Below are 22,308 nucleotides of genomic sequence, written 5' to 3' on the forward strand. Positions count from 1 at the left end.
GACCACGATGCCGGATACCACGCAGCACGTCGATTACCTGAAGCGCCTGACGGCGGATCTCAGGCGGGCGCGGCGACGCGTCTCGGAGCTGGAAGGCCGGCTGTCCGAACCGATCGCGGTGGTGGGCATGGCGTGCCGCTACGCGGGTGGGGTCGATTCGCCGGAGGCAATGTGGGAAATGGTGAACGAGGGGCGCGACGCGGTGTCGGACTTCCCGGCGGACCGCGGGTGGGATGTCGAGGGACTGTACGACCCGGACCCGGACGCGGCCGGCAAGATGTACACCCGCCAAGGCAGCTTCCTGCGCGACGCGGCGGACTTCGATGCCGGATTCTTCGGGGTCGGGCCCAGCGAGGCCCTGGCGATGGATCCCCAGCAGCGGCTGATGCTGGAGATCTCGTGGGAAGCGTTGGAGCGGGCCGGTATTGACCCGCTGGGGCTGCGCGGCTCGGCGACTGGAGTGTTCGCCGGTGTCATCCACGCCGGCTACGGCGGCGAGGTGAAGGGCGAGCTGGAGGGTTACGGACTGACCGGCTCCACCCTGAGCGTCGCCTCGGGCCGGGTGTCCTACGTGTTGGGCCTGGAAGGCCCCGCGGTGTCGGTGGATACGGCGTGTTCGTCGTCGTTGGTGGCCATGCATTTGGCGGCGCAGTCGTTGCGTTCCGGGGAGTGCGACCTGGCGCTGGCCGGTGGTGTGACGGTGATGGCGACGCCCGCCGCGTTCGTCGAGTTCAGCCGGCAGCGGGCACTGGCCCCGGACGGCCGGTGCAAGGTGTACGCCGGCGCCGCGGACGGGACGTCGTGGTCGGAGGGCGCGGGGGTCCTGGTGCTCGAGCGGCTGGCCGACGCGCGGCGGCTGGGCCATCCGGTGGTCGCGGTGCTGCGCGGTTCGGCGGTGAACCAGGACGGCGCCTCGAACGGACTGACCGCGCCCAACGGGCCGTCGCAGCAGCGGGTGATCCGCGCCGCACTGGCCAACGCCGGGTTGACCGCGGCGGACGTCGACGTGGTCGAAGGCCACGGCACGGGAACGGTTTTGGGCGACCCCATCGAGGCCCAGGCCCTGCTGGCGACCTATGGGCAGGACCGGCCCGCGGACCGGCCGCTATGGCTGGGATCGATCAAATCCAACATCGGTCACACGTCGGCCGCGGCCGGAGTGGCCGGGGTGATCAAGATGGTGCAGGCGATGCGGCACGGGGTGATGCCCCAGACGCTGCACGTGGATGTGCCGTCGCCGCACGTGGATTGGTCGGCGGGTGCGGTGTCGGTGTTGACCGAACCCCAGCCGTGGCCGGCGCGGGACGGGCATCGCCGCGCGGGGGTGTCGTCGTTCGGGATCAGCGGGACCAATGCCCACGTGATCGTCGAGCAGCCGCCGGCGGAGCCGGAACATGTTGCGCCGCATGGCGATCGCCAGGATGCGGTGATCCCGTGGCTGGTGTCGGCCCGGTCGGCCGACGCGTTGGCCGCCCAGGCGGGGCGGTTGCTGGCCCACGTCGAGGCCGAGCCGGACCTGCGTGCCGTGGACGTGGGCTGGTCGCTGGCCACCACGCGGGCGGCCCTGGAGCACCGCGCGGTGCTGGTGGGCAGCGATCGCGACACCCTGACGGCCGGGCTGGCCGGGGTGGCGTCCGGGGAACCGGGCCCCGGCGTGGTGATCGGGCGCAGCCGCCCGGTCGGCAAGCGCGCGTTCGTGTTTCCCGGTCAGGGGTCGCAGCGGCTCGGGATGGGACGGGAACTGTATCGGCGCTTTCCGGTGTTCGCCGAGGCCTTCGACGAGGCCGTGGCTGCGGTGGATGCCCATGCGCGGCTGCCGCTGCGCGACGTGATGTGGGGCACCGACCCGGAGTTGTTGGAGAGCACGGAATTTGCCCAGCCGGCGTTGTTCGTGCTCGAGGTCGCCCTGGCGGCACTGTGGCAGTCCTGGGGGGTGACCCCCGATGTGGTGATCGGCCATTCGGTGGGGGAGATCGCCGCGGCCTGCGTGGCCGGGGTGCTGTCGCTGGCAGACGCCGCGCGGGTGGTTGCGGCCCGCGGACGGTTGATGGCGGCGCTGCCGGCGGGCGGGGTCATGGTGGCGGTGACGGCCACCGAGGCCGAGGTCGCACCGTTGCTGAACGACAACGTGAGCGTCGCGGCGGTCAACGGTCCCGACGCGGTCGTGCTGTCGGGCGAGCGGGCCGCCGTGACGGCCGCGGCCGATCGGCTGGCCGACTGCGGGAGGCGGGTGCGGCGACTGGCGGTCTCGCACGCGTTCCACTCGCCGCTGATCGAGCCCATGATCGAGGAGTTCTCCGCGTTGCTGGCCGGGGTGTCGCCCGGTGCGCCGCGAATCGACTTGATTTCCAACGTGACCGGGCAATTGGCCGGACCCGGATACGGGTCCGCCGACTACTGGGTCGAGCATGTGCGCCGGGCGGTGCGGTTCGTCGACGGGGTGCGGTCGGCCGAATCGCTGGGCGCCGGTGCGTTTGTGGAGGTGGGGCCTGGCGCGGCGTTGACGGCCGCGGTGGAACAGTGCCTGGCGGCCGAGCCGGCCGTTTCGGCGGTGTCGATGGCCAAGGACCGCCCCGAAGTCGCGTCGCTGCTGCTGGCGGCCGGGCGGCTGTTCGCCTCCGGCGCCGACGTGGACTGGACCGCGGTGTTCGATGGCCTGGACGCGCACCGGGTCGGTTTGCCGACGTACGCCTTTCAGCGGCGCAGGTTTTGGCTGTCCGCCGATTCGGTGGGCGCCCGGGATACCGCGAGCCTGGGTTTGGTCGCCGCCGAGCATGCGCTGTTGGGGGCGGTGGTCGAGCGGCCCGATTCGGGCGGCGTGGTGCTCACGGGCCGGCTGTCGACGGCGGCTCAGCCGTGGCTGGCCGATCACGCCGTGACCGGGACGGTGTTGTTCCCGGGCGCGGGGTTCGTGGAGCTGATGCTGCGGGCCGGCGACGAGGTCGGCTGCCCGGTGATCGAGGAGCTGACGCTGTCGGCCCCGTTGCCGCTGCCGAGCAGCGGCTCGGTGCGCGTGCAGGTGGTGGTGGACACCGCCGGCGAGGTCGGATCCCGGGCGGCCGCGGTGTACTCGCAGGCCGGCCCGGAGTGGACGCTGCATGCCCAGGGTGTGTTGAGCCAAGCCTCGCCCAAGCCGGACGCCGATCTGTCGGTGTGGCCGCCGGTCGGTGCCACGGCCGTCGACGTGTCCGGCGCCTACGACGATTTGGCGGCGCGCGGCTACGGGTACGGCCCGGCCTTCCGCGGCCTGCGGAAGGTGTGGCGCCGCGGCGAAGAGACCTACGCCGAGGTCGAGGCCCCGCAGCACGCCGGTGTGACGGTGGGCGGCTTCGGGATTCATCCGGTGGTGCTGGACGCGGCCCTGCACGCATTGGGGGTCGCCGACGAGCGGGCCGAGACCGTCCTGCCGTTCTCCTGGCAAGGGGTGTGTCTGCACGCGGCCGGGGCGTCGCGGGTCCGGGTGCGGCTGGCGCCGGTGGGCAAGGGCGCCGTGTCGGTCGAGGTGGCCGACTCGTCGGGTTTGCCCGTGCTGTCGGTCCGCGAGCTGGTGACGCGTCCTGTCTCGGCCGCGCAGCTGTCGGCGGCCGCCGCGGCGCGCGCCGGTGGCGGCGAACTGCTGGAGGCGGTGTGGTCACCGGTTCCGTTGTCGGACAACGGCAGCGACGCGGCCCCCGAGGTTTGGCAGCCGCCCGCGAACGGCCCGGGCGTGGTCGGCTCGGTCCACGCCGCCACGCATGAGGCGTTGGGCGTGTTGCAGTCCCGGGGCGACGGGTCCGGACCGTTGGTGGTGCTGACCCGCGGGGCGGTCGCGCTGCCCGGTGAGGACGTGTCGGACCTGGCCGGTGCGGCGGTGTGGGGGCTGGTGCGGTCGGCGCAGGCCGAGCATCCCGGCCGGGCGGTGCTGGTCGACTCCGATGGGTCCGTCGAACTGGGATCCGTAATCGGCTGCGGTGAAACGCAATTGATCGTGCGGGAGGGCGTCGCCTACGGTGCCCGGCTGAAGCCGATCAAGGCGCACCCGGTGTTGCGGTTGCCCGAAGCGCCGTCGGTCTGGCGGCTTGCCGCCGGTGACGCCGGGACGCTGGAGGACCTGGCGGTGGTATCCGGGCCGCCGGCGCAACTGGCCGCCGGCCAGGTGCGGGTGGCGGTGGCCGCGGCCGGGGTGAACTTCCGCGACGTGCTGGTGGCCCTGGGCATGTATCCGGGTCTCGCGCAGCTGGGCGCCGAGGGCGCCGGACTGGTGACCGAGATCGGCCCCGGTGTCACCGATTTGGCCGTCGGTGACGCGGTGATGGGCATCCTGGGTCTGACGGGGTCGGAGGCGGCCGTCGATCGGCGGCTGGTGACCCGGGTGCCGCCGGGCTGGTCGTTCGCCGAGGCGGCCGGCGTGCCGGTGGTGTTCCTGACGGCGTTTTACGGGCTGTCGGACCTCGGCGGCCTGCGGGCGGGCGAGCGGGTACTGGTGCACGCCGCCACGGGCGGGGTGGGCATGGCGGCGGTGCAGCTGGCCCGGCATTGGGGCGCGGAGGTCTTCGCGACGGCCAGCCGCGGCAAGTGGGACACCCTGCGCGCCATGGGCTTTGACGACGACCACATCGCGGACTCGCGAACGCTGGACTTCGAGGAAAAGTTCTCCGCCGCAACGGGCGGCGCCGGTATGGACGTCGTGCTCAACTCGCTGGCCGGTGAGTTCACCGACGCCTCGTTGCGGTTGTTGAGTCGCGGCGGGCGCTTCATCGAGATGGGCAAGACCGACCTGCGCGACTCGGGCGCGATCGCGCAAACCTACCGCGCGTTCGATCTGATGGAGGCGGGCCCGGACCGCATCGCGGAGATGTCCGCGGAATTGCTGCGGTTGTTCGCGGCCGGGGCTCTGAAGCCATTGCCCGTCAAGGCCTTCGATGTGCGTTGCGCCGCCGACGCCTATCGGTTCGTCAGCCAGGCCCGCCACATCGGCAAGGTCGTGCTCACGATGCCCGACGGCCCCGACGGGCTGGCCGGCGGCACCGCATTGATCACCGGAGGGACCGGCATGGCCGGCTCGGCGGTGGCCCGTCACCTGGTCGAACGCTATCGCGTGCCGCACGTCATGTTGGTCAGCCGCGGCGGTGAGCGAACCGAAGGGCTGTCCGGGCTGGTCGCCGAGCTGCGCGAGGCGGGGGCCGAGGTGTCGGTGATCGGCTGCGATGTCGGCGACCGCGACGCCGTGGCGCGCCTGCTGGCACAGATACCGGCGCGTTTCCCGCTGCGCGGCGTGTTCCATGCCGCCGGGGTGCTCGACGACGCGGTGATCGCGTCGCTGACGCCGCAGCGCATCGACACGGTGCTGCGGTCCAAGGTCGACGGGGCGTGGCACCTGCACGAGCTGACCCGGGAGTTGGATCTGTCGGCGTTCGTGATGTTTTCGTCGATGGCGGGGATCGTGGGCGCCCCGGGTCAGGGCAACTACGCGGCCGCCAACAGCTTCCTCGACGCCCTGGCGGCGTACCGCCACGCCCACCGGCTGCCCGGCCTGTCGATCGCCTGGGGGATGTGGGAACAGGAGTCGGCCATGACCCGCAACCTCGGCGACCGCGACAAGGCGCGGATGAGCCGCGCCGGGCTGGTCCCGCTGTCCACGCGCCAGGCGCTCGACCTGCTCGACGCCGCGCTGCTGGCCGAGCCGCCCGTCGTCGTGGCCACCCGCCTCGATACCGCCGCGCTGGCGCACGCCGGCGCCGCGCTGCCGCCGCTGTTGAGCCAGCTGGCCACCCGGCGGGCGCGGCGGGTCCTCGACCCCACCGACATGGTGTCGCTGACGGGCCTGCGGGCGCGGCTCGAAGGCCTGGCCCCCGACCAGCGGCGGCGCGAGCTGGTGGAGCTCGTCTGCGCCAACGCCGCCACGGTGTTGGGCCACAGCACCGCGGACGTCAGCGGCGAGCAGGCCTTTCAAGACCTCGGCTTCGACTCGCTGACCGCGGTGGAGCTGCGCAACCGGCTCAAAATCGCGACCGGACTTACCCTTTCGCCCACGCTCATCTTCGATTACCCCACCCCGGCGGCCCTGGCCGAGCACCTCGACGGCCAGCTGACCACCGGGGCAAGCGGCGAGCCGCCCGACCGCATGGCCCGTTTCAACGACGTGGCCCGCGAATTGCAGACACTGCTCGGCCGGTCCGACTGGAGCCCCGGCGACAAGGCGCAGCTCGCCAGCCGGCTGGAGAGCCTGCTGAACACCCTCACCGGCCCGGCGGAAGTCCCCTACCCGCAGCACCCCGACGACCCGTTCGACGACGACATCGCCACCGCCACCGAAAGCCAGCTATTCGCCATCCTCGACGAAGAGATGGGCCCCTAGCATGACGGACGTCGCGGTCATCGGACTCGCCTGCCGATTCCCCGGCGCGGCAAGCCCGCGTGAGTTCTGGGATCTCATCCGCGAGGGCCGCGAGGCGACGCAACTGCCCGGGGACGTCGCGGAGTTCGACGCCGACTTCTTCAACCTCTCGCCGCGCGAGGCGTCCGCGATGGACCCCCGGCAACGATTGGCGCTCGAACTGACGTGGGAAGCCTTCGAGGACGCGTTCGTGGTGCCCGAAACGGTGCGCGGAACCGCGATTTCGGTGTACTTCGGGGCGATGGCCGACGATTACGCCGTCCTCACCCTGCGCGATATCGCCGACAACCTCGACCACCACTCGTTCGCCGGCATCAGCCGCGGGATGATCGCCAACCGGGTCTCGTATGCCTTCGGGTTGCAGGGGGCCAGCATGACCGTCGACTCCGGTCAGTCGTCCTCGTTGGTCGCCGTGCACCTGGCCTGCGAAAGCCTGCGCGCGGGCGAGTCGGCGCTGGCGATAGCCGGCGGGGTTCATCTCAACCTGGCCAACGAAACGGCAATGCTGGAACGAGAATTCGGCGCACTGTCGACGTCGGGACACACCTACGCGTTCGATCGCCGCGCGGACGGCTACGTCCGCGGCGAGGGCGGGGGACTGGTGCTGCTGAAGCCGCTGCCGAACGCCCTGCGGGACGGCGACCGCATTCACGCGGTCATCCGTGGCAGCGCGGTGACCAACTCCGGGCACAGCGCCGCCGGCCAGACGGTGCCCTCTGTTTCCGGTGAGGCCGACGTGATCCGGCGGGCGCTTGCCGCCGCCGGTCTGGGCAGCGCCGACATCGACTACGTCGAGGCCCACGGCACCGGCACCAAGGTCGGCGACGCGGTCGAGGCCCGGGCACTGGGTGAGGTGTTCGGTGCGCGCGAGCATCCGGTGCAGGTGGGGTCGGTCAAGACCAACATCGGCCACGTCGGGGGCGCCGCGGGAATCGCTGGCCTGCTCAAGACCGTGCTGGCCGTGCGGCATTCGGTGCTGCCGCCGAGCCTCAACTACGCCGAAGCGAATCCCGACCTCGAACACCTGCGGGTCAACGTCGACGCGCTGCGCTGGCCGGCGGCGGCCCGTCCGCGCCGCGCCGGGGTGTCGTCGTTCGGCATGGGCGGCACCAACGCGCACGTCATCGTGGAACAGGCTCCCGCGCAACCGGATCCGCCCGATGAGGTGCGTGACGGGTCAGTTGCGTGGGTGCTGTCGGCCCGCTCGGAGCAGGCCCTGGCCAACCAGGCGAGCCGGCTGGCGGAGCGGGTGGTCCACTCGGGGGTGACGGCGGCGGACGTGGGCTGGTCGTTGGCGACGACGCGTTCGGTGTTCGAGCATCGGGCGGTGTTGGTGGGCCACGATCGCGACGCGCTTGCGCGCGGCCTGGCCGGGCTGGCGGCCGGGGGACCGGCCCCCGGTGTGGCGGTGGGCAGGGCCGGACCGACGGGCCAGACGGCCTTCGTGTTCCCCGGCCAAGGCTCGCAATGGCCGGGAATGGGCCGCCAACTCCATCAACGGTTTCCGGCCTTCGCCCGGGCTTTCGACGAGGCCGCAGCGGCGATGGACGCCCACCTGCCGTCGCCGGTGCGCGACGTGATGTGGGGAGCCGACGCCGAGCTGTTGCAGGGCACGGAGTTCGCGCAGCCCGCGTTGTTCGTGCTCGAGGTCGCCCTGGCCGCCTTGTGGCGGTCCTGGGGCGTGACACCCGATGTGGTGCTGGGTCATTCGGTGGGGGAGATCGCCGCGGCGTGCGTGGCGGACGTGTTGTCGCTGGATGACGCGGCGCGCATCGTGGCGGTCCGCGGCGAATTGATGGCGGCACTGCCGGTCGGCGGGGCGATGGTGGCGGTGAGCGCCGGCGAGGCCGAGGTCGCGCCGCTGCTGAACGACGGCGTGAGCATCGCGGCGGTCAACGGCCCCAATTCGGTGGTCCTGTCCGGTGAGCGGGCCGCGGTGGGCGCCGTGGCCGACCGGCTGGCGGGCAGCGGACGGCGGACGCACCGGCTGGCGGTCTCGCACGCGTTTCATTCGGCGTTGATGGAGCCGATGCTCGAGGAATTCGCGCATCGGGTGGCCGACATCCAGCCGCGACAGCCACGAATCCGCTTGGTGTCCAACGTCTCCGGCGAGCCGGCCGGATCCGGCTACGGGTCGGCGCGGTACTGGGTCGAGCACGTGCGCCGGCCGGTGCGTTTCCTCGACGGCGTGCGCACCGCCGAGGCCCTGGGAGTGACGGCGTTCGTCGAGGTGGGTCCGGGCGGCGGGTTGAGCGCGGCGGTCGACCAGTCGCTGACCACCGAGCGGCCGCTCTCGGTGGTCACCGTGCCCAAGGACGCCCCCGAGATCGAATCGTTGCTCAACGCGGCCGGCCGGCTCTTCGCCGCCGGAGTGGGCGTGAGCTGGCCGGCCGTGTTCGTCGGCTCGCACGCGCGCCGGGTCGACCTGCCGACGTATGGCTTTGCCCGCCAACGATTCTGGCTCGGTGGGGAGCATAATGCGTTGCCCGCCAAGGCAACCCGGTCGCCGGGCCTGGCCGAACAATTGCACGCCCTGGGCCCCGCGGAGCAGCACAGCCGGCTTGCCGAACTGGTCTGCGAGCACACGGCCGCCGTGTCGGGGCATCCGGACGGCCGCGCCATCGACCGCCATCGTGCCTTCGCCGACCTCGGGTTCGACTCGCTGACCGGCGTCGAACTGCGTAACCGGCTGACGACGGCCACCGGGCTGGCGCTGTCACGGACCCTGATCTTCGACTATCCCACCCCCGCTGCGCTGGCCGATCATCTGCGGCGACAGTTGTTCCGCGGCGATGACGATGAACCGGACGAGGAGAAGGTGTGGTCAAAGCTGCGCGGCATCCCGCTCGCCGAGCTTCGCAGAACCGGATTGCTCGACAAGCTTCTGCTGCTCGCCGGGGAACCGGAAAGCGTTGTCGCCGAACCGGTCATCGACATGATCGACTCGTTGAGCCCCGACGCGCTGATCGCGATGGCGCTGCACTCCGGCGACGACGAGGACGCCGAATGACGGAATCCACAAGCAATACAACACATGTCGAATACGCGGAATCTTTGCCGGGCTACTCAGAACGGCTTAGACTTCGGGAATTGATGACAGTCCCTTTTGAGCTGGGACGAAAGCAAGAGGGTTGGGCATGAGCGTCATCGCGGGCGTGTTCGGAGCGTTGCCGCCGCATCGTTACAGTCAGGCCGAAATCACCGACCAAATCGTCGAATTCCCCGCATTGAAGGAGCACGAGGACGTCGTTAGGCGGTTGCACGCCGCGGCCAAGGTCAACAGCCGCCACTTGGTCCTGCCGCTGGAGCGGTACCCGTCACTGACCGATTTCGGCGAGGCCAACGAGGTCTTCATCGAACACGCCGTCGAACTCGGCTGCGAGGCGTTGCTGGGCGCGCTGGACGAGGCGGGCCTGCGGCCGCAGGACATCGACATGATCGCCACCACCACGGTCACCGGCGTTGCCGTGCCGTCGCTCGACGCGCGGATCGCCGGACGGCTCGGGCTGCGCCCGGATGTGCGCCGGGTGCCGCTGTTCGGGCTGGGCTGCGCGGCCGGCGCGGCGGGGGTGGGCCAACTGCACGACTACCTGCGTGGCGCGCCGGACGGCGTCGCGGTCCTGGTGTCGGTCGAGCTGTGCTCGCTCACCTTCCCCGCGGTCAAGCCGACCGTCTCGGGCCTGGTGGGGACCGCCATGTTCGGCGATGGGGCCGCCGCGGTGGTCGCCGTCGGCGACCGTCGCGCCGACGGGCTGAGCCCCAACGGGCCCGACATTGTCGACTCCCGCAGTCGCCTCTATCCCGAATCGCTGCACATCATGGCCTGGAACATCAGCTCGACCGGGTTGCACCTGGCGATGTCACCCGAGCTGACGACCCTCATCGACCGCAACCTGGCCGGCGACGTTGGCCGGTTTCTGGGCGCGCACGGGCTGACGACGGAAGACGTCGGCGCTTGGGTGGCGCACCCCGGCGGTCCGAAGGTCATCAACGCGATCGGCAACAGCCTCGGGTTGGCGCCCGACGCCCTCGAGCTGACCTGGCGCTCGCTGGGCGAGATCGCAAACCTGTCGTCGGCCTCGGTGCTGCATATCCTGCGTGACACCATCGCCAAGCCGCCGCCCGGCGGCAGCCCCGGGCTGATGCTCGCGATGGGCCCGGGATTCAGCTCCGACTTCGTGCTCCTGCGCTGGCGCTGAGTAGACGCCTCCAAGCTCAGCCCCCGGAGCGCTCAAGCCGGCCCCGGCACCTGAGTTGAGTCGTTCGGCTACCAGGTGCGAATCAGGCGCGCCACTGGATCGGGCCCCCGGTGATCGCGCGCGCGATGCCAGCTCTCATGCGCGCACCTTTCCCGTTTGCCGAGAAAGGGCTAATATTGCACTATGCAATAGTTGCACTAAGAAAGATTAGCGTGTCATCTAGCTAAGGGGCTAAGGAGGCAGCTCCGGCAACCGGTACGGCGCGTTGATCTCACCGTCGATGCCTGAGAGGGGCCATTGTGCTGAAAGAACTTTCGGACATGCCCGCTGGCGTTCAAGCCCTGGAGGCGGCCGGGCGAGTGACAACGGACGACTACGAGCGGGTCTTTGCGCCGCTGATCGATCGGGCGCGGGCAGCGGGACATCGGATGCGGCTGCTCTACCAATTCGGTCCGGACTTCGAGTCCATCACGCCCGGTGCGCTATGGGCGGACGCTCGACTTGGGTCGCGTTACGTGCGGCTGCTCGATGGCTGCGCTGTCCTGAGCGACGTCGATTGGATTCGCGCACCGGCTCGCGGCATCGGCGGGTTTATGCCGTGCCCGGTGCGGGTGTATGACGGCGACGAGCGCGATGACGCGGTCGCCTGGCTGACCTCGCTCCCGGGTCGCGCCGACGTCTCGATTCGGGATATGGCCAAGGCCTATCTCGGTGGATCATTCGCCGCGGCTGCAAGCCTTGGACGGCTCGTCATATCTAACGGCGGGGAGAACCGTCACCGGACTCTCTGACGCAAAGCGATACGCGTCTGGCGGGCATGCCGGCGCGGTGCGACCCGGTCGGATCTAGCAACTCACTCCAGCGCCTCGGACAGATTCAGCCAGCGGCTCTCCGTCGCCGCCACCTCGTCTTCCAGCGCCCGCAACTCCCGGGTGAGCCGCGCGATGCCGATGTGGTCCGACTGGTCGTGCTCGGCCAGCTCGTGGTGTTTGTCCGCGATCCGGTCGGCCAGCCGCGCCAGTTGGCGGTCGACGCCGGCCAGCTCCTTCTCGGCCGCCCGCCGCTCGGCTCCCGACATGGTCTGTTCCGGTGCGGCGGGCGGCGGCTCGGCCGCCAGCGGGGCGGTCCGGTGGGCGGCCAGCCGCAGGTACTCGTCGATGCCGCCGGGCAGGTGCCGCAACCGGCCGTCGAGAACGGCGTACTGCTGGTCGGTGATCCGCTCGAGCAGGTAGCGGTCGTGGGAGACGACGATCAGCGTGCCCGGCCAGGAGTCGAGCAGGTCTTCCATGGCGGTGAGCATGTCGGTGTCGACGTCGTTGGTCGGCTCGTCGAGGAGCAACACGTTGGGCTCGGACAGCAGAGTGAGCATCAGCTGCAACCGGCGCCGCTGCCCGCCCGAGAGTTCGCCGATCCGAGCCGAGAGCTGGCCCTTACCGAAGCCGAGCCGCTCCAGCAGTTGAGCGGGCGTCACCTCACGGCCCTCGACCTGGTATCCGCCGGGCAGCCGGCCCAGCACATCGGCGATGCGGTCGTCGTCGAGCCCGGCCAGGGCGTCACCCTGCTGGTCGAGCACGGCGAGCTGGACGGTCTTGCCGCGCTTGACGCGCCCGGTGTCCGGCTTGATGCTCCCGGCGATCAGTCCGAGCAGCGTCGATTTCCCGGCGCCGTTGGCGCCGACAATCCCGGTGCGTTCGCCGGGGGCGATCCGCCACTCGACGTCGCGCAGCACCGGGTGGCCATCAAACGCGACCGACACGTCGAGCAGGTCGATGACGTCCTTGCCGAGCCGGGCGGTCGCCAGCTTGGCCAGTTCGACGTTGTTCCGCAGCGGCGGCACGTCGGCGATCAGCTGGTTGGCGGCCTCGATGCGGAACTTGGGCTTCGACGTGCGGGCCGGCGCGCCGCGACGCAGCCAGGCCAGCTCCTTGCGCATCAGGTTCTGCCGCTTGGCTTCGGTGGCGGCGGCCATCCGGTCGCGCTCGACGCGCTGCAGCACGTAGGCCGCGTAACCGCCCTCGAACGGCTCCACGATGCCGTCGTGCACCTCCCACGTCGTGGTGGCGACCTCGTCGAGGAACCAGCGGTCGTGCGTCACCAGCAGCAGCCCGCCGGTATTGCGCGCCCAGCGCTGCCGCAGATGTTCCGCGAGCCAGGCGATGCCCTCGATGTCGAGGTGGTTGGTGGGTTCGTCGAGCGCGATGACGTCCCACTCGCCGACCAGCAACCTGGCCAGCTGGACGCGCCTGCGCTGGCCGCCGCTCAGCGTCGATATCGCGGCGTCCCAGCCGATGTCGGAGACCAGGCCGCTGACCACGTCGCGCACCCGCGCGTCACCGGCCCAGTGGTGTTCGGCCACATCGCCGACCAGCGTCCAGCCCACCGTGTGGTGCGGTTCCAGGGTGTCCGCCTGGCTCAGCGCGCCGACCCGCAATCCGCTGCGGCGGGTGACGCGGCCGGAGTCGGGCTGCAACTGGCCGGTCAGCAACCGCAGCAAGCTGGATTTGCCGTCCCCGTTGCGTCCGACGATGCCGATGCGCGCGCCGTCGTTCACGCCCAGCGTGACCGATCCGAATACCAACTGGGTCGGGTATTCGAGGTGGATGGCCTCGGCGCCCAATAGGTGTGCCACCGGCCCGACCCTACTGCGGCTATTCGAGGGTCAGCAGCGCCCGGTCGACTTCGCTCTGGGTCTCCGCCGACGCCTTGCTGGCCACCGCGTCCAGGAAGCGGCTGGCGAGGTCGCGCAGTTTCAGGTTGGTCTCCTGGGATCGCCAGACCAGGATGTCGAACGCCCGCTCCGCGGAGATGCCATAGGCGGCCATGAGCACGCCCTTCGCCTGCTCGATGCGGGCGCGGGCGTCGGCCACCGCCGACAGCACGTTGTTGATGTCGGTCTGCAGCGAGTCGGTGACGTCGATGTAGAAGCCGGACGTCCCGATCGGGGTGCCGTGGTCGTCGAGCATCCGGTCGCCCGCAACGACGACACAGTGCGTGCGCCCGCCGGTGTCGATGATGCGGTGGCGACTGCTGAACGGCCTGCCCTGCCGCACGCGTTCCAGGACGGCGGCGACCCGCTCGCGTTCCTCGGGGTGCTTGTGCTTGAGCAGCAGTTCGGTGGTCGGTTGCACCCGTCCCGGCTTGTACCCATGCATCCGGGCGACGGCGTCCGACCACTCCCAGCGGTGCCCGTCCAGGAAGAATCGAAACCGGCCGACGCTCTGCGGCTCGCCGAGGCCCAGGACCAGGTCGACCGCGTTGAGGTCGTGTTCGTCGACGGCATCGGACATGAACGCCTCACACGCCGAGTCGGCCGAACCATCATGGGCGGGCCCCCGATTGCGCCTCCGTACGGCCTCGTCTTCAAAGTCAACGGTCATCGCGCATTGCCCTTCAGATCCGTAACTATGTCCTCCGTATATCAATGCCCACTTTCCGGCGGGTCCATTCATGGATCAGGCTTTTCGATAGGGCTCGGCGTCAGCGGGCTTGAACTCGAGGCCCAGCCCGGGCCGTTGTTGGTCCGGCCGCAACGCCCCACCGTCGGGTGGCAGGGCGCCGTCGAACAGCATGTGTTCGATGCGGTGGTGATCGTGGAAGTACTCCAGGTGCCGCAAATTCGGGATCGCGCTGGCCACGTGGGCGTGCAGGTTGGGGGCGCAGTGACCGGACACGTCGACGTTGTAGGCGGCGGCCACGGCGGCGGCCCGCAGCCAGTCGGTGATGCCGCCGCAGCGGGTGACGTCGATTTGCAGGCAGTCGACCGCGTCCGCGGCGAGCATCCGGTTGAAGTACGCCAGGTCGTAGCCGTACTCGCCGGCGGTGACGTCCGGGGCGACCTGATCGCGCACCTCCCGCAGCCCGGCCAGGTCGTCGGAGGAGACGGGTTCCTCGAACCATGTGACGTCGTGGTCGGCCATCGCGTGGGCCATCCGGATGGCCTGCTTGCGGCGATAGGCGCCGTTGGCGTCCACATACAGTTCGACGTCCGGGCCGATCACCTTGCGCGAGAGCGCGATTCGGTCAAGGTCGCGGCGCTCGTCGGAGCCCCACGACTCGCCGATCTTGATCTTGACGCGCGGGATCTTCCACTCGTCCACCCAGCGTTCGAGTTGGGCGCGGGTGGCGCGCTCGTCATAGGTGGTGAAGCCGCCGCTGCCGTAGATCGGCACCCGGTCGTGCGCCATGCCGAGCAGTCGGCATACCGGCAGGCCCAGGAGTTTGCCCTTGAGGTCCCACAGCGCGGTGTCGACCGCCGAGATTGCGCACGACACCAAGCCCGGCCGGCCGTTGTTGCGCATCGCCCGGACCGTCGCCTGCCACCGACCGGCGATGTCGAGCGCACTGTGTCCGGTGATCGTGCCGGCGAGCGGCCCGTTGATCAGGGTGCCGCACGCGCCGTCGGCGTACGTGTAGCCGATCCCGCGCCGGCCGCCCGCCGCAACCTCGGCCAGCACCAGGGTGGTCGACGACCAGGACAGGGTGCCGTCGGCTTCCGGTGCGTCGGTGGGGATTTCGTAGACCCGTGCGGTGACCTCGTCGATGCGTGCGTCGAGACTCATCGCGTCCACCGGCGTGCGGCGAGCCACGCGCCCAGTCCGGCCGCGCCGAGCGCGCTCGTACCGCTGACGACCGGGTGCTGCGACGCCCACAGCTGCGGGCTCAGCGCGTGGGACTTGTCGTCGAACCCGCCGTGGGCGCCGTGGTCGCTGCCGGGTTCCTCGTCCAGCGGGTGCCACAAGTTGTGCGGGCGGCCAGGGCCGACGTGCTGCTCGGTCTGCTGCGAGTCATAACCGGTGCGGCCCAGGTAGCGGTCCAGCAGCGGTGCGACGAACTTCTGCGCCAGCAGCGTCACCATGGTGCTGTCGCCGACCCAATATTGTTTGCGCTCCGGATGATCGGCGGCATACACGACGCCGCGAGCGGCGACCTCCGGCTGATAGATCGGCGGGACGGGTTGGGGATGGCGCGGCAGCCGCGACAGCACCCAGGAGAACTGCGGGGTGTTGACCGCGGGCATCTGGGCCACCGTGATGCGCACCTTGGAGTGCTCGTGCAGCAGTTCGCAGCGCACCGACTCGGTGAAACCGTTGATGGCGTGCTTGGCGCCGCAGTAGGCCGATTGCAGCGGGATGGATCGCTGGCTGAGCGCGGAGCCGACCTGCACGATGGTGCCGCGGTCGCGCGGGCGCATCTTCGCCAGCGCCGCCATGGTGCCGTGCACGTATCCGAGGTAGGACACCTCGGTCACGCGTTTGAACTCCTCGGCACTGATCTCGCTGAACGGCGCGAACACGGAGGTGAACGCGACGTTCACCCAGACGTCGATCGGGCCGAAGGTCGCCTCGGTCTCGTCGGCGGCGGCGGCGACGGCCGCGTGGTCGGCGACGTCGGTGGGAATGGTCAGCGCCTTGCCCCCACCGGATTCGACGTCGCGAGCCGCGCCGTCCAGCCCGGCGGACCCACGGGCGAGCAGGGCGACGTTCGCCCCGCGCTGCCCGAACAGTTGGGCGGTGGCCCGGCCGATGCCGGCGCTGGCCCCGGTGACTACGACTGTCTGTGTCATCGCCAAAATCTCCTTCTGCGTCGAATCAGTCATGGTGGACGGCGTCGTCGGCGAGGGTGGCCGTGCATTCCAGCATCAGCGCGTGCGCGAACGCCTGGGGGAGGTTGCCGCGGAGCTGGCGCTGCCGGACGTCGTATTCCTCGCAGAACAGGCCGGGGGGCCCGCAGGCGGCGCGATTGCGTTCGAACCAGCGCATCGCGCAATGGGCATGTCCCAGTTGATGTTCGGCGAGCGCCATCATGAATCCGCAGAGCAGGAAGGCGCCCTCGGCGTCGCCGAGGTCGCGCTCGTCGTGCCGGAACCGGTACACGAACCCGTCGTGGCTGAGCTGCGTGCGGACGGCGTCCAGCGTGGCCCGGGTGCGTGGGTCGTCGGCGGGCACGGCGCCGCGCACGGGTGGCAGCAGCAGCGACGCGTCGACCCCGGGCAGCCGCGGGCTGCGTTGCCAGTAGCCGCCGTGCGGGTGCAGGCTGCTGGCCGCGGTGTCGGCCAGGATCGCGTCGGCCAGCGAGGCGCAGGCCGCCACCTCGTGGCCGCCGCCGGAAACCTTCGCGATGGCGCGTAGCCCGGCCACGCACGCCAGGCGCGACTGCGTCCAGTGCTCTTCATCGATCTCCCAGATGCCCGCATCCGCGTCGCGCCAGCGCTTTTCGATCGCGCCGATGGCGGTCTGCGCGGCGCGCCAGCCCTCGGCGTCGAGCCGGTCGGCGTTGCCCGCCCAGGCCAGCAGCTGCAGCGCCTCGCCGAAGACATCGAGCTGGAACTGCTGGTTGACCCAGTTGCCCACCTTGTCGGCACCCCCGGGGTAGCCGGGCAGGTCGAGCGTCTCCTCGCCGGGCACACTGTCACCCGTGACGGTGTAGGCCGGCTTGAGGTCGGGGCCGTGTTCGAGCAACCGGGCCCCGACGAATTCGACCGCGCGGTCGAGCAACTCGGTCGCCCCGACGGTCGCCGCGGCGATGCCGGCGTAGACCTGATCCCGGATCCACGCGTACCGGTAGTCGTAGTTCTGGTTGGTGTGCGCGCGCTCGGGCAGACTCATCGTGGCGGCGGCCACCATGCCCCCCCCGCTACTGGTCAGCCCGCGCAGCACCGCGTAGGAGTGACGCCCGTCGCGGGGCGCGATGGTGCAGTTCAGCTCGGGAATGCTGCGACGCCAGGCGGCTTCCGTTGCGTCCCAAGCAATGTCGGCGTCGGGTGGTTGGTCGGGGAGAGTGCGCTCGGAGAGCTCCAGCACGAAATCGTGCTGATCGCCCTCGTCGACGGTGATCTCGCAAGTGAGCAGTTCGCCGCGGCCGCGGGCCGCCTTCACCGATCGCACGTCGCAGCCGCCCAGCCAGCGCCAGCGCAGCCGTCCCGACTTTCCGCTCCATGCCCCGCCGTCGACGGTCATGTCGCCGGGTCCGTGCCGGCCGAACTCCGCACTCGGCGCCAGCACCACTCGCACCCGCGCGGTCCCGCGGCAGCCGATGAGACGACGCAGCAGCACCACCCGGTCGGGATCGCCCGGGAAGGCCAGCGCCTCACGGCATTCCACGATGCCGTCGCGGGTGATCCAGCGATTGCGCCAGATCATGCTGCCCGGCTCGTAATAGCCGCCCCACACGTGCCGCACGTCGGTCGGTGTGATCGCGTAGACGCCGCCGCCCCCGATGAGATTCGAGAACACGCCGTCGGAATCCCAGCGCGGCGCACACATCCACGCGACGTCGCCCTGCGGTCCGATCAGGGCACCCCGCTCACCATCGGCGAGCAGGGCGTATTCGCGCAACACCCGCGGCGAGAAGGTCGCCTCGATGTCGATCGTGCGGTCAGCCACGGACCCCCGCCTCCGATGGCCGCCTCGCCGGGGCGGTGCTGTCGATCTTTCCGGTCGCCATCCGTTCGGCGAGCCGCGAGGCGAGCGCCATGATCGTCAACGCCGGGTTCGCCGAGCCCTGCGTCGGGCACACCGAGCCGTCGGCCAGAAACAGGTTCGGCACGCCCCACACCCGGTGATCGGAGTCGACCACCGAGTTGTCCGGGCGGGTCCCCATCCGGGCGCCGCCGATCAGGTGGGCGAAGCGCTCGATGGTGAGCACGTCCTGGGCGCCGGCGGCGTGCAGGATGTCGCCGATCACTTTGGTGGAGTAGGCCATGTTGGCCTTGTCGTTGTCGCACAGCGTGTAGTCGAACCGGGCCACCGGGATGCCGTACGCGTCCGTCTCCTGGGCGAGGGTGACCCGATTGTCAGGACACGGCAGCAGCTCGTTGAGCACGCCGATGGTCGCCCAGTGGTTGTAGTCGCGCATGTATTCGCGCAACGCCCGGCCCCAATGCCCGTCGGCGAGCACGTGTTCGGCCCAGCCGATGGGAAGCGGCGAAACCGTTTGGATGGAGAAGCCGCGGGCGAACCCGCGCGAGGAGTCGGTCTCGTAGAACTGCTCCGAGGTCACCTCCGGTGGCGGGGCTTTGTACATCCGGACCTCTTCCGACCACCGGCCGGCGGACTGCGTGGCGCCCTGCACCATCACGTAACGACCGACCTGGTCGTCGTTGTTGCCCAGCCCGTTCGGAAAGCGTTCGCTGGCCGAGTTCAGCAGTAGGCGCGGCGTTTCGATGGAATACCCGGCGATCGCGACGACCTTGGCCCGCTGCAGCCGCTCGCTGCCGCCGGCCTCGTCGTAGTAGACCACCCCGCGCGCGGAGCCGGCCTCGTCGAGCTCGACGCGGACGGCCATGCAGTTGGCTCGGATCTCCACGGCGTGGGCCAGAGCGTCGGGCAGGTGCGTCACGTACGGGCTGGCCTTGGCGTTGACCTTGCAGCCCTGCAGGCAGTAGCCGCGGTAGATGCAGTGCGGGCGGTTACCGAAGGTGCCGTTGACGATGCCGACGGGCCCGACCCGCATCTCGATGCCGAGCTGCATCGCCCCCCGCCAGAGTTTCGCCGCGGCACCCGAAATCGGGTGCGGGGAAAAGGAATACCGATGCGGGTAGCCCCAGGGCCAGTTCTGCCCGGCCACCGGCAACTCGAGCTCGATCCGCTCGTAGTGGTGGCGGATGTCTTCGTAGCCGATCGGCCAGTCCGCCCCGACCCCGTCGAGGGTGTAGGTGTCGAAGTCGCTGGGATGGAACCGCGGGGTGTAGCCGGCGTAGTGCACCATCGACCCGCCGACCCCTCGACCGGAGTTGTTCTTGCCCAGCTCGATCGGGTCGTCGCCGCCGATGATGCGCTTCTGCGTCCAGTACAGGGAGTGTGAACCCGCCTCGTCGGAGACCCAGTCCTCGTCGGGGTGCCAGAACGGGCCCGCCTCGAGGATCACCACCCGCCAGCCGGCCCGGGCCAGCCGTTGCGCGAGCACGGATCCGCCGGCGCCCGCGCCGACGACCACCAGGTCGACCTCGTCGTCGTCGCCGTAGCGTTGCATGGTCTTTTCGCCGGGCAGGTCGCGCGAATGTACGTCGAGCAGGAACCGGGATTCGTTGTCCTTGGGTCCGATCGCCCCCCTGAGGAGCCCGCGGAGTCGATCGCCCATCACAACTCTCCCTGTTGGACTACGCGGACCGGGTCCTCGTCGGTGGCGCCCGGGGTCTCGAACGGCTCGCGGGCGGCGGCGGGACCGGTGGCACCGCCGAGGCGCATGAACCCGCGCGGGTAGGCGGGGCCGCCGAACCCGATCTCGTTCCACGCCCACGGGTGGGAGTAGAACCCGGACAAGGTCATTCGCATGCACACCGACCACGCCCGTTTGACGTTGAGGCGCTCCCAGGTCCCGCCCTCCAAGGCTCCCTGCGAGAACTGGTCGATGATCGCCTCTCGGGTGTCGGGGTCGGCGTCGGCGAACGATGCCTTCCCATACCGGCTGGACGCGGTCTCGTCGAGGCCGAGCAGCACCAGGCGCCACGTGTCGCGGTCGTCGGGCATGTCGGCGTACTGGTAGCCGTCGAGTCGGCCGTCGGCGAGCTTGGAATCGACGGACTCGGGCACGGGCACTCGCGGCTCGCGGTCCTGAGCCAGCACCGTGTCGCAGAACGCGCGCAGGCACGGTTCCTCCTCCGCGGTGAAGAACCGCAGCGGGCCGGGCGGTTCCAGCCGGGCCAGCACCACCTTCCTGGTGGCTTCGTCCCAGGTGTCGGTCGTCTCCAGCACGTCGTAATCCGGGTAGCGGCCGATCATTTGGGGGGTGACACCACGGCGTTGCTTGGGCAGCCAGGACGGGTGCGGCGGTTTGCGATCCGCGCGCAGGTTGGGCAGGTGGTCGGGGCGCGAGGTGTCGGCCATCGCGCTCAGCCCCGGAACCGCTCGCGTCGCAGGATCGAGGCCAGCAGCCCCATCCCACCGACCATGCACATCAACCCGGGCGCCGCGATCGGCGGACCCATAGGCACGTTGTAGGACGCGTTCTTCCACCCGCCCGGCTTGCGCGCGACGCCGCGGGCATGCAGGTATTCGCCCATCAGGCCGTTGGCGGTGTAGATGCCCGCGGTGATCGGCAGCCAGAGCTTGGCCCAGCGTCGCGAGAACACCCCGCCAATGCCGGCGACCACCACCGGCGGTGTCACCACGATCGGGCTCCACATCCACTTGTTACCGAAGCTGGCCTTGTAGTGCTCGAAATAGATTTCCGCCGTCGTGACGAGGGCAGCGATGGCCGTCAGCCCGGACAGCGAGCGCTCGAAGCGACCGTGCGCGACGTCGTACAGTGCCCGCTCGGCGAGCTGTTGGGCCTCGCCCCCGCGCCGTCCTGCGTTGCCTAACAACAACATTTGGGTTTCCTTCCTAGCTCGTTGATTCGCCCGCGCAGGCCGATCGGTGCCGCGCACTGAACGACACGGACATACGGGAGGCATTGCGAGGCAAGCACTGTCGGAATTTCGGCCATGGGAGCCGCGCGCACAAAACTTCTGGGGCCGTCCTGCCCATGCGTCACCTCACTTCTGAAACGAAACACGCTCAGGCAGTCATCGCGCGATGAAGACTCGCGATGACTGCCCAGAGAACTGGTAAGCGCCCAGCTGTGTGTTTCAACCGAGGTGGTCTCGACGGCGCGTCGTGACCGAAGCGCATGGGGTGCGTACCCGGTTTGGGTCGGCGCAAACCGTCCAGGTGGACGGCTGCCTCCGGGGCGCCTCGCGTGCGTCCCGAAGTTGTCGGACGTTCGGCGTAGTGTCGAATGTATGTTCGAGTATGCGTTGGCGTCGCGGTCTACCCCGGAGTCGGCGGTGTTGCTGGCGCGGGTGCGCGGGGCGGGGCGTGCGGAGGCGCGGGCGGCCGCCACACGGTTGGTGGCGGTGGGGGATTTGTTGGTGTTGCGGTGCCGTGATTCGGGGGAGCGGGCCGAGTGGGCGGCTGATGCGTGGGATGCGGTGGCCGCTCAGGTGGGTGCGGCGTTGGGCTGCAGTGTGGGGTTGGCCCATAGCTATCTGCGGTATGCGATGGCGATGCGTGAGCGGCTGCCGCAGGTGGGCAAGGTGTTTCAGGCCGGGGGTATCGACTATCGGGCGTTTCAGACGATCGTGTTTCGCACCGATTTGATCACCGACGCCGAGGTGATGGCGCGGGTGGATGCGCGGCTGGCGGTGTTGATCTCACGGCGCCCGTCGCTGACCCGCGCGGGACTGGCTGCGGCGGTGGACCGCATTGTGGCCGTGGTGGATGCCGATGCGGTGCGCCGGGCCAAAAAGGCCATCGATGATCGGTTTGTCGATGTGCAGGCCAACGAGTCGGGGATGGCGTGGCTGAGCGGCAGCGTGTTCGGCGCCGACGGGCAGGTGCTGGATCGGCGCCTGGATGAGTTGGCGGCCAGCGTGTGTGGGGCCGATCCGCGCACCCCACGGCAGCGCCGGGCCGATGCGCTGGGTGCGCTGGCCGCCGGTGCGGATCGGTTGGGGTGTCAGTGTGTGGGGTCGGAGTGCGCCGCGGGGACACCGGCCGCGAGCGCGGTGGTGATTCATGTGGTGGCCGAGGCGGCCACGGTCGCCGGGGGCGGCGCGGCCCCCGGGGTGGTGCCCGGCGTGGAGGGGCTGGTGCCCGCCGAGGTGGTGGCCGAGTTGGCCGGTTCGGCGACGCTGGTGCCGGTGAGTGTCCCGACCGAAGCCGAACCGCGCTACACCCCCTCGGCCAAGCTGGCCGATTTCGTGCGGTGTCGGGATTTGACGTGTCGGGCGCCCGGGTGTGATCGCCCGGCCGT

13 protein-coding genes are annotated in these 22,308 nt (G+C 70.3%); 5 read left to right on the forward strand and 8 right to left on the reverse strand.

Annotated elements, in window-relative coordinates:
- Positions 1-7: 7 nt before the first annotated feature.
- The 4 genes from A5750_RS19450 (at position 8) to A5750_RS19465 (ending at position 11,366) form a co-directional block, all read left to right on the forward strand.
- Positions 8-6,337 (forward strand): type I polyketide synthase, encoded by a 6,330-nt coding sequence (locus A5750_RS19450; RefSeq protein WP_066953092.1) that lies wholly within the window; start codon positions 8-10, stop codon positions 6,335-6,337.
- A 1-nt stretch (position 6,338) separates the two neighbouring features.
- Positions 6,339-9,386, forward strand: a complete 3,048-nt coding sequence (locus A5750_RS19455; RefSeq protein WP_067265047.1) for a type I polyketide synthase — start codon at positions 6,339-6,341, stop codon at positions 9,384-9,386.
- A 127-nt stretch (positions 9,387-9,513) separates the two neighbouring features.
- The gene (locus A5750_RS19460) at positions 9,514-10,575 is read left to right on the forward strand and encodes a type III polyketide synthase (RefSeq protein ID WP_066953088.1); all 1,062 of its coding nucleotides are present in this window, start codon (positions 9,514-9,516) and stop codon (positions 10,573-10,575) included.
- Between the two features lie 320 nt (positions 10,576-10,895).
- Positions 10,896-11,366 carry an STAS/SEC14 domain-containing protein gene (locus A5750_RS19465; RefSeq protein WP_231989256.1) on the forward strand — a complete coding sequence of 157 codons (471 nt, stop codon included), beginning with the start codon at positions 10,896-10,898 and terminating at the stop codon, positions 11,364-11,366.
- Between the two features lie 62 nt (positions 11,367-11,428).
- On the opposite strand, the gene A5750_RS19470 is transcribed toward A5750_RS19465, so the two are convergent.
- From A5750_RS19470 to A5750_RS19505, 8 genes are all read right to left on the reverse strand, one after another.
- Positions 11,429-13,204: an ABC-F family ATP-binding cassette domain-containing protein gene (locus A5750_RS19470; RefSeq protein ID WP_066953084.1), complete on the reverse strand. Its 1,776-nt coding sequence runs from the start codon at positions 13,202-13,204 to the stop codon at positions 11,429-11,431.
- 19 nt (positions 13,205-13,223) lie between these two features.
- On the reverse strand, positions 13,224-13,952 hold the full coding sequence (locus tag A5750_RS19475; RefSeq protein ID WP_066953082.1) for a PAS and ANTAR domain-containing protein: 729 nt from the start codon (positions 13,950-13,952) through the stop codon (positions 13,224-13,226).
- Between the two features lie 75 nt (positions 13,953-14,027).
- Positions 14,028-15,134 carry an enolase C-terminal domain-like protein gene (locus tag A5750_RS19480; RefSeq protein ID WP_066953321.1) on the reverse strand — a complete coding sequence of 369 codons (1,107 nt, stop codon included), beginning with the start codon at positions 15,132-15,134 and terminating at the stop codon, positions 14,028-14,030.
- A complete protein-coding gene (locus tag A5750_RS19485; protein WP_066953080.1) occupies positions 15,131-16,138 on the reverse strand; it encodes an SDR family oxidoreductase in 1,008 nt (335 codons plus the stop codon). Before A5750_RS19485 ends, A5750_RS19480 begins: the two co-directional genes overlap by 4 nt.
- A gap of 25 nt (positions 16,139-16,163) precedes the next feature.
- Positions 16,164-17,957 (reverse strand): glycoside hydrolase family 15 protein, encoded by a 1,794-nt coding sequence (locus A5750_RS19490; RefSeq protein ID WP_067265049.1) that lies wholly within the window; start codon positions 17,955-17,957, stop codon positions 16,164-16,166.
- Complete coding sequence (locus A5750_RS19495; RefSeq protein WP_066953075.1) at positions 17,950-19,653, reverse strand: GMC family oxidoreductase; 1,704 nt, start codon at positions 19,651-19,653, stop codon at positions 17,950-17,952. Before A5750_RS19495 ends, A5750_RS19490 begins: the two co-directional genes overlap by 8 nt.
- Complete coding sequence (locus A5750_RS19500; protein ID WP_066953073.1) at positions 19,653-20,399, reverse strand: gluconate 2-dehydrogenase subunit 3 family protein; 747 nt, start codon at positions 20,397-20,399, stop codon at positions 19,653-19,655. Before A5750_RS19500 ends, A5750_RS19495 begins: the two co-directional genes overlap by 1 nt.
- 5 nt (positions 20,400-20,404) lie before the next feature.
- Positions 20,405-20,884 carry a hypothetical protein gene (locus A5750_RS19505; protein WP_066953071.1) on the reverse strand — a complete coding sequence of 160 codons (480 nt, stop codon included), beginning with the start codon at positions 20,882-20,884 and terminating at the stop codon, positions 20,405-20,407.
- A 411-nt stretch (positions 20,885-21,295) separates the two neighbouring features.
- Between A5750_RS19505 and A5750_RS19510 the strand changes: the two genes are divergently transcribed.
- Positions 21,296-22,308, forward strand: a 1,013-nt coding sequence (locus tag A5750_RS19510) for a 13E12 repeat family protein (RefSeq protein ID WP_067265052.1), incomplete at its 3' end; no start/stop codon positions are given.

It is taken from the genome of Mycobacterium sp. 852002-51613_SCH5001154 (genome assembly GCF_001667425.1).
In the GTDB taxonomy this organism is placed as follows: Bacteria; Actinomycetota; Actinomycetes; order Mycobacteriales; family Mycobacteriaceae; genus Mycobacterium.

Coding starts and splice junctions, on each gene's coding strand:
- A5750_RS19505 (WP_066953071.1), bottom strand. CDS start 20,884: ATGTTGTTGTTAGGCAACGCAGGACGGCGCGGGGGCGAGGCCCAACAG.
- A5750_RS19455 (WP_067265047.1), top strand. CDS start 6,339: ATGACGGACGTCGCGGTCATCGGACTCGCCTGCCGATTCCCCGGCGCG.
- A5750_RS19460 (WP_066953088.1), top strand. CDS start 9,514: ATGAGCGTCATCGCGGGCGTGTTCGGAGCGTTGCCGCCGCATCGTTAC.
- A5750_RS19480 (WP_066953321.1), bottom strand. CDS start 15,134: ATGAGTCTCGACGCACGCATCGACGAGGTCACCGCACGGGTCTACGAA.
- A5750_RS19475 (WP_066953082.1), bottom strand. CDS start 13,952: ATGACCGTTGACTTTGAAGACGAGGCCGTACGGAGGCGCAATCGGGGG.
- A5750_RS19495 (WP_066953075.1), bottom strand. CDS start 19,653: ATGGGCGATCGACTCCGCGGGCTCCTCAGGGGGGCGATCGGACCCAAG.
- A5750_RS19500 (WP_066953073.1), bottom strand. CDS start 20,399: ATGGCCGACACCTCGCGCCCCGACCACCTGCCCAACCTGCGCGCGGAT.
- A5750_RS19465 (WP_231989256.1), top strand. CDS start 10,896: ATGCCCGCTGGCGTTCAAGCCCTGGAGGCGGCCGGGCGAGTGACAACG.
- A5750_RS19450 (WP_066953092.1), top strand. CDS start 8: ATGCCGGATACCACGCAGCACGTCGATTACCTGAAGCGCCTGACGGCG.
- A5750_RS19485 (WP_066953080.1), bottom strand. CDS start 16,138: ATGACACAGACAGTCGTAGTCACCGGGGCCAGCGCCGGCATCGGCCGG.